The organism is Acinetobacter lactucae (genome assembly GCF_001605885.1).
Classification (GTDB): Bacteria; Pseudomonadota; Gammaproteobacteria; order Pseudomonadales; family Moraxellaceae; genus Acinetobacter; species Acinetobacter lactucae.
Genome location: NZ_LRPE01000001.1, coordinates 116,110 through 124,225, shown reverse-complemented (window position 1 = coordinate 124,225; position 8,116 = coordinate 116,110). Strand labels below are relative to the sequence as shown.

The window sequence follows — 8,116 nt, the reverse complement described above, 5'->3', positions numbered from 1 at the left end:
ACGTATAAATCTAAAGTTGAAGGCAGTGCAGCCGAACCGGAGAATTGCGGGAGTGCCGAGGTGACAATATCACCGCGCTGGGTGTAGGCACTCGACCACTGAAAACCAGCAAGCCGTACACTACTGCCCCAGTCTGGGCTGTTAGAAATAAAGTCCCCTAAGGTATAGATCCTGATCTTTTCAGGGTCGACATATTGCCACTTACTTTCCAGTCGTACCCACTTTTCATGGCTATAACTATTTTCATTACTGCCGTTATATAAAACGCCTGATGAAAAGTTACCGATCGTGCTGTTAAAAATCCCTTCAGCCGAACCTGAAAAGGTATTTTCATCATTGGTTATGCTGTTATACAGGCTATAGTTGAGAATAGCCGCGTTTAACGGTTTCATCTTGAGCAAATGCGGGCTGGTGATCTGCTGACCATTAAGGTCAACTGCATAGCCCGTCAGCATGTTTGACGGAACATTTAGGTTGAGGGACTGCTCATTTTCCAGATATTTAAACTGGATTTCGCTTAGATCATTAATACATACCCATTGGCTATCTGATATGTGCTCATCCATTTTCAGTCTTAGAGCTTTTAAATCACGCGCACGGATATAGAGCTTGCCATCTTGAGCTTGCTTTACCGAAACCAAATCTTCAGAAGCATTTGCATTCACAGAAACGTTTAAAAAAAGCTGAGTAAAGCTAAGATTTTGTTCCTGTCTATCGACCTTCACCCCTGCATATTTATTCTTGCTATTTATAGCATCGGGAACACGCGGAGTTGCTGTGTTCGTATGATCTTGAAGTTGCTCAGCAAAAGAATATGCAGGAAGATATGCAACACATAAGACACCTATAATGTATTTCATATAAGCCTCTTAAAGTGTGGTTTTCTTACCATTAACTGTCAGAGATACGCTGTATTTATGATTTGGCTGATATGTGAAATTATTAATAGAGTAACTTCGGGTCTGCTGTCCAAGAATATAACCATTCACAGTGTTTACTTGGATCGGATAACTTTTATTTGCTGTAGTATCAACAAGCGTTAAATTATTTAAAAGTGCATGTCGATTTCCAATATTACTAATATTTAAAGAAGGTGCCTTCTGATTAGAATCAATTTTCCAATTCAATTTAGTAATCGCGTCTTTATTGACTACAAATACAGGCAAAGATGAGCGAAGTAATACATTTATTCCTTGAGCTGCTTTACGACTATCAACAGGTTTTGGTAACTCATCAATAATAATACGATAGGTTTTTTCACCAGAAATCGCTGACAGATTAATTCTGACTACACGTAAGTTATACGAGTCATTAGGCTTTAATTTTAAAAATGGCGGACTAATTGCGATCTCATCAGTAGGAATTAATTCATCCTGCCCATTCTTCTGCACCCATTCAAACACGCGAATCTGTAAATCAGTACTTTCATTCGACTGGTTAAATAAACTAATCGAAGAAGCACTTTGATTACTCAATATTTCCACATTCACGGGTGAAATTCGGATTGTAGCCGCACTCAACGTGCTAGATAGAGATAACAATAAACTCGTAATAATAAAGATGTTTTTTTTCATGAGTTGCTCAAAATAAATCTTTTAATGTATTAGCCCTCTTAAAGGGCTAACAGTATTTCTTATTTATAAAAATTAGTAAGTTACGGTCACGGTCACTGTATCTAAATAACTACCTGCACTTGGTAAGGTCGTTCCGGCAGGAATACGGCCATACACATTTACAGTTTGAACATTACCTGTTCCTGTTCCGGTGTATGCTGTTGTTGCAATACCAATTGCTGTTGCACGTCCTGTGTCAGAGAAAAGATTATAAGGAATATATTCTGTAGTGGTTGCTCCACCAATCATACGACGTTGAGTTGATAAAACATTCTGGCCACCATCAAAAGACAAAGTCCAAGGTACAGTGTTGTTACAAAGCACTCTGATTGGGGTCCCACCTGTGGTCGTAGTGTCTGCGTCTACGTTGCTCGCAAGTGAACTTAATGTCCCAAAGTCTAAGACCGCATTTGATGTAGTACCTGTAGCTGAGGTATTTAGAACACAGCTATTTGTAACTGTCGCTCTAACAGTCAATGTTCCAGTTGCTGTAGCGGCATTTGCTGTATTGAGAGAAAATAATCCTGCAGCAATTGCTGATAAATAATAAAAAGTCTTTTTCATGGTCTAAACCTTTTTACATTAAATTGTTGGCATTAATAGATGTAAAAAAATTAACCCTTACTATTACAATCTCTTTTAATTTGACTGCTTTTTAAAGCTTATATTTTTACCCTATTTTGGTCATAATACATAAAAAAAGTTAAACTGCATGACAACATTTTTATTTAGAATTTCAATTAATAAAATACAATTACTCAAATTAACCCCAATTAACAATTCATTAACATTTAAAAAAATAAATTATTGATTTTATTTAACTTAATAAAAATACCATAAAATTTATTGGAGAAAATTTAAATAAATATGTCAGTCTATTTAGCTTAATTACCTATAAACAAAAACGATTTGCAGCGTCAATTATTCTATTTTTTAGTTTATTATTCTAATAATTTTTTATTTTATATTTTTACTTAAAGATGCATTTAAAATAAATCATTAAAAATTATACTTTATCTAAAAGAAAACTAAAAAATCATAAAGCTAGAAAACAACAATAAAGTTAATTCTTGACCGCTATATTTCTATGTAGAAATATAAAAATAAAGGCCTCATATGAGACCTTTATTTAGTGTATCTAAATCTAGTTAAACACTTAACATACTATTTAAAGTTTCAGAAACGTTTTTCGATTTCACTTTAGGCTGCAATGCTTGTAAGGCTTGCTGCACTTGAGTACGTTGAGGCTCTGCAAGCGTATACCAACGTGACAATACTTGTAATAGACGTGAACCTAAAATTGGGTTCTTTTCATCCAGATATTGTGCGAGGTTAATAAAGTGAGCTACACCAAAGCCCCAAGTATTTTCAGGGTTATTTGACAAGCCGCCGCTTACCGCACGAATACGGTTTGGAGTCGTTAAGTCATAGTCAGGATGTTGAGTTAAGTACTCGATTGTTTCAGTGGTTGCATTTGGGTTTGCAGCTTGAATCATAAACCACTGATCTAAAGACAAAGCTTCATCTTTAAAGCGGTCATAGAAATCAGCAAGAGCATCTTGAGCTTGAGGCGCGCTTTGCCAAACCAATACGCGTAGTGCACCTAAACGCTCAGACATATTACCTGTGTTTTGGTACTGCACATGTGCCAATTCAAATGCAGTTTGATCACCCTGACGTGCCATCATCATAAGCATAATATTTTTTAATGCACGAACACCCATCGCTAAAGAAAATTCTTTTTGCTGGTCTGGGTCAAGTGTAAGGTAAGTATCTTTCCAGAATGAACCTAGCTCTTGTGCCAATCGATTAAGTAGAGCTTCACGTTTTACATGAATATCTGCTGGTGCATAGTTCTGATCAATACGACTACCCAAATAACCTTCACTTGGTACATCAAACAAACGTGATGCTAAAAGCGGGTCACGACCAACCAACTCTGGCAAAGTGCTCTGAATAGCTTGAATGTACGCATCTGCAGAATGGTCTTCTAGCAAAATACGCTCAAGCAAGGTTTGAGTTGCTTGCCACTGGTTAAAACCATTTGTTTCGTGCTGAATTAAGAATGCTAATTCTGCATCAGTATAGTCAAACACAAGATTTACAGGCGCAGAGAAATTACGGAGTAACGACACAACTGGCTGTTCAGTCACACCTGTGAATTCAATGGTTGCTTCGTCTTGATCAAACAAGTACACACCATCTTTAACATCATTTACGAATAGGCCGTCACTGTGCAATGTATATTGCTCACCTGATTTAGCATTGAATAGTGCCAACGCTACAGGAATTGGAACAGCTTTTAAATTTGGATATTTAGGATGTGCTTTTAGGCTTTGTTTAAAACTTAAACGATAAGTTTGTGTCGCTGCATCGTACTCACCTTTTGCTTCAAGCTTTGGCGTACCCGGTTGGTTGTACCAAGTTAAGAATGCAGATAAATCGACCCCTGAACCTGCAGATAATGCAGCAACCCAGTCTTCTACCGTTACGGCTTGGCCATCATGACGGCGGAAATATTCATCCGTACCCTTACGGTATTTTTCTTTACCCAACAAAGTCGACATCATGCGGTTAATTTCCGCACCTTTTTCATAAACAGTTGCGGTATAGAAGTTATTAATTTCTACAAAGTGATCTGGACGTGGTGGATGCGACAAAGGACCTGCATCTTCAGGGAATTGATGCGATTTAAGTACAGCGACGTCATCAATACGTTGAACCGCAGCAGATTGTAAATCTTCCGAGAAAGACTGATCACGGAATACCGTTAAACCTTCTTTTAAGCAGAGTTGGAACCAGTCACGGCAAGTAATACGGTTTCCTGTCCAGTTGTGGAAATACTCATGGGCAATTACAGACTGTACACGCATGATTGCAGCGTCAGTAGTGTATTCTTCATCAGCAAGCACGCATGAAGTATTAAAGATATTTAAACCTTTATTTTCCATGGCACCCATGTTGAACTGGCTCACTGCAACAATCATATAGTTGTCGAGATCATATGCGCGGCCATAGTGTTCTTCATCCCAACGCATAGAATGCTTTAATGCTTCCATCGCGATATGGCATTTTGGAATGTCTTTCTCGATTGCATAAATTTCTAAAGCAACATCACGCCCTTCAGAAGTCGTATAACGATCTTTAAGTACAGCTAAATCACCAATGACACAAGCAAATAAATAGCTTGGCTTTTTAGTCGGGTCTTGCCAGATTGCAAAGTGACGGTTTTCACCCACCTCACCAGTTTCAAGCAAGTTACCATTGGCAAGTAACACAGGATATTTTTTGTCTGCTTCTACACGGGTCGTAAAGACTGAAAGTACGTCCGGACGATCTGGATAGAAAGTAATTTTGCGGAAACCTTCTGGTTCATTCTGCGTTACAAATAACTCATCTGCTTTATATAAACCTTCTAACTGAGTATTTGTTTCAGGATGAATAATCACTTGAGTTTGTAAAATGACTTCATCTGGTGCATCAGTGATCACCAGTTGCTCACTATCGAGTGAATATTGTGCAGGAGTGAGAACTTGACCATTTAGCTGAATCGATTGCAATTCAAGATCACGGCCTAATAACACCAAGTCTCCAGCAGTTTGACGCTTCATCACCAATGTTGAATCAACAATTGTTTTATCTTCATAAACTTGAATATCAAGATTAATGGATTCAACCAAGAACGAAGGTTTCTGATAATCTTTTAAATAAATTGTTTGATCTGCCTGAACTGGAGGCTGTGCCGCAATATTCATCTTTATTCCTTATATACTTTTCGGAAACCATAGTACGAATTGTTATGAGTTGACCATATTCAATCATACATACTGTGTTTACTTACCTTTATAAAATTAATGGGACTTCATTTATACATTTCAAATTAGAATCGTCTTTTATTAGCACAGATTAGACCAAATTTACGATAATCGTTGCTTATATAATCAATCTATACAATAAAAATAAAACACCTTCGGCTTTTAACATTTTTTAGGGCTAGCTTACATTTTGGGCATGGTTCTTGCCTTATCTAATACACCAATATAACTATTTCAATCAGAACAAGAGGTATTCACTATGGAATTAAAAGCACATTTACATCGCTTAGAAAATATTAAAGCGATCCATGATCTAGACGCAGCAGGACTTGACCACCATGTGATTGCAGTATTTTTATCTGCTGAAGGTATTTCAATGACTGCCCAAGAAGTAACGACCATCGTAAACACTTACGATGCATTAGGTAAAGTCAAATTACCAAGTAAAAAAGTACAGGCACTCATCAATGCCAAAAAACTTGGACAAAATGATGAGAGTTTGCCGTGCCCTGTTTAATTAAACTTCGAATTATGATGAAGACCTAAAATCCAAACGTAGATTTTAGGTCTTCCTATTTTAGCAGCAAACAAAAAGACAATCTCAGCCATCTACAGCGTTGCTGTGTATAATAGCCCTTTCATTTTTTATTTTATGTTCGGAGCAAAATGGCCTTACAAATTCTACAAAAACAGCTAGATGAAAGTAGCCATTGTCCTCTCTGCCAAGCTTCGATGTACTGGATAGATGCCGAACAATTTGAAAAAGACATTCAATTTCATGAATGCAGTCATTGTCAGCACCGCATATTTAAAGATGAAAAAATGACATGCCACTGTGAAACCTGTACTAAACAACGTAAAAAGCTATTACAGCAAACACGCTTACAAGAACAACGCCAATTTAAGTCAAAAGATCAACCACAGCGAAGTCTGGAACAACTGAGTTTTTTACATAAACTATTTTTACTCAGTGTACTTGATGACTATGCCCGTGATGATGTTGCACATGATGAATACATTCACTGGGACCGGATTAAATCCCATCACATTACTCCGAACTGGATGTTTCAAAACTATCTAATTAAACAACTCCATAAAGATGGAATTTTAAATGCCCAAGATCAAACTGATGAACCTCAATGCTTTTATTTAAACATTCGATTAGATGGTTATAGTGACCCAAGTTTATATAGTGTCGCCCAGCAACTACGATATTGGTTTTATGAAAACCTAAGTCTCGGTATCCCTTTTCGTAGTGCCGATGAAGTGAAAGATGTGCTATTTCAGGTGCTCTATCAAGAAATTATCCAGTTTATGCAGTTCTACTGCAGAACATGGGGCGTTCAAATTGCAGGAAGCACTAATTTCCAAACTTTTTGTTATCGTTTAATGGATTCATTGGCGATTGGACAAATTTACTATTTGATTCAAACCGCGCTCGAATATCTTTATAAACAAAAAGCCCTACAGCCTCGCAATGAGAAATTTATTAACACCAATTTATTAAAGAAAACCTTAGAACAATATCGTGAGAGAGCTTTAGCTGAAAAGTGGGAAACCTCAATGCTGCCTCGTCCTCACAATATTCCCTACAGTAAAATGAGCTATATTTTGCTTAACCGTTTCTTGGGCTACGACGAACAGATATTCGTACAACCTGTCTGGAAAGCATGGCGTAAAATTGAACCGCGTTTAAACTTTTATTCGGTTAAACGTTGTATGCATTGTGGTTCAAATGATTTAACTGTTGATTATGATGCGGCCGATTATGTTTCTTTAATTTGCCAAAAATGTAAGCATCAAGATCACTATTTCACCCACTAAATCTATAATCACTTTGGCTTGATAAGGATAATAATATGACATCAGCATCGACTTTAATTGAGCAAGTAATTAAAGCTTGGCAAAACGTGCAGGCAAAAACACCTCTTGTGCAATGTATTACCAATAGCGTTGCAGCGAACTATACAGCCAATGTGTTACTTGCTTCTGGTGCCTCACCTGCCATGATTGATAATCCTTATGAAGCTGAAAGTTTTACCAAGATTTCATCTGCTTTAAGCATTAATTTGGGTACGCCAACTTCAGAGCAAATGCAAGCCATGCAAATCTCTGCAAAGACAGCACAGCTTCATAATATTCCTTGGGTACTCGACCCAGTTGGATATGGACCAATTTTAGCTTGGCGCAGTCAAATGACAGATGAACTTTTACAGTTTAAGCCAAGTGTTATTCGTGGTAATGCCTCAGAAATCAGTACGCTTGCAGGCAACCAAGTTCAATCTAAAGGTGTCGATAGTACTTTAAGCAGTGATCAAGCCTATCAACAGGCTTTCTCCCTCTTAACGCATGCAGACTGTATCGCTATTTCGGGCGAGTCAGATTACATTTTATCTAAAGAATTAGACATCGTTATCCAGGTAAATGGCGGAAGTCCGTTACAACCTAAAATTACCGCAACGGGCTGTGCATTGGGTGCTTTAATCGCAGCATATAGCGCTGTGACTACCCCAAGCATTGCCGCACTTTCAGCTCATGTTCACTTCGCAATTGCAGGTAAACTGGCAGCAAATCAGGCACAAACTATGGGAAGTTTTAGTACCCTCTTTATGGATTATATCCATATGTTAGATGCCAACTTAATTGAGCAATATGCTGATATCAAACTTTTAAACCTACAGGCATAAC

6 protein-coding genes and 1 pseudogene are annotated in these 8,116 nt (G+C 37.6%); 3 read left to right on the top strand and 4 right to left on the bottom strand.

What is annotated here, in order from left to right; all coding sequences use genetic code 11:
* From AWW73_RS00540 to pepN, 4 genes and pseudogenes are all read right to left on the bottom strand, one after another.
* Positions 1 to 860 (bottom strand): annotated as a pseudogene (locus tag AWW73_RS00540) (fimbria/pilus outer membrane usher protein); the annotation flags it as partial.
* A gap of 9 nt (positions 861 to 869) precedes the next feature.
* Positions 870 to 1,574 carry a fimbrial biogenesis chaperone gene (locus tag AWW73_RS00535; protein WP_062848416.1) on the bottom strand — a complete coding sequence of 235 codons (705 nt, stop codon included), beginning with the start codon at positions 1,572 to 1,574 and terminating at the stop codon, positions 870 to 872.
* A 72-nt stretch (positions 1,575 to 1,646) separates the two neighbouring features.
* Entirely contained in the window at positions 1,647 to 2,177 is a 531-nt protein-coding gene (locus AWW73_RS00530; protein WP_016145755.1) for a Csu type fimbrial protein, read from the bottom strand.
* Positions 2,178 to 2,761: 584 nt separating this feature from the next.
* A complete protein-coding gene (gene pepN / locus AWW73_RS00525) occupies positions 2,762 to 5,368 on the bottom strand; it encodes an aminopeptidase N (protein WP_062848415.1) in 2,607 nt (868 codons plus the stop codon).
* A 319-nt stretch (positions 5,369 to 5,687) separates the two neighbouring features.
* On the opposite strand from pepN, the gene AWW73_RS00520 reads away from it, so the two are divergent.
* The 3 genes from AWW73_RS00520 (at position 5,688) to thiM (ending at position 8,115) form a co-directional block, all read left to right on the top strand.
* Positions 5,688 to 5,945, top strand: a complete 258-nt coding sequence (locus AWW73_RS00520; RefSeq protein ID WP_031948752.1) for a hypothetical protein — start codon at positions 5,688 to 5,690, stop codon at positions 5,943 to 5,945.
* A gap of 149 nt (positions 5,946 to 6,094) precedes the next feature.
* The gene (locus AWW73_RS00515) at positions 6,095 to 7,252 is read left to right on the top strand and encodes a hypothetical protein (RefSeq protein ID WP_062848414.1); all 1,158 of its coding nucleotides are present in this window, start codon (positions 6,095 to 6,097) and stop codon (positions 7,250 to 7,252) included.
* A gap of 35 nt (positions 7,253 to 7,287) precedes the next feature.
* Positions 7,288 to 8,115 carry a hydroxyethylthiazole kinase gene (gene thiM / locus AWW73_RS00510; protein WP_062848413.1) on the top strand — a complete coding sequence of 276 codons (828 nt, stop codon included), beginning with the start codon at positions 7,288 to 7,290 and terminating at the stop codon, positions 8,113 to 8,115.
* Position 8,116: the final 1 nt, after the last annotated feature.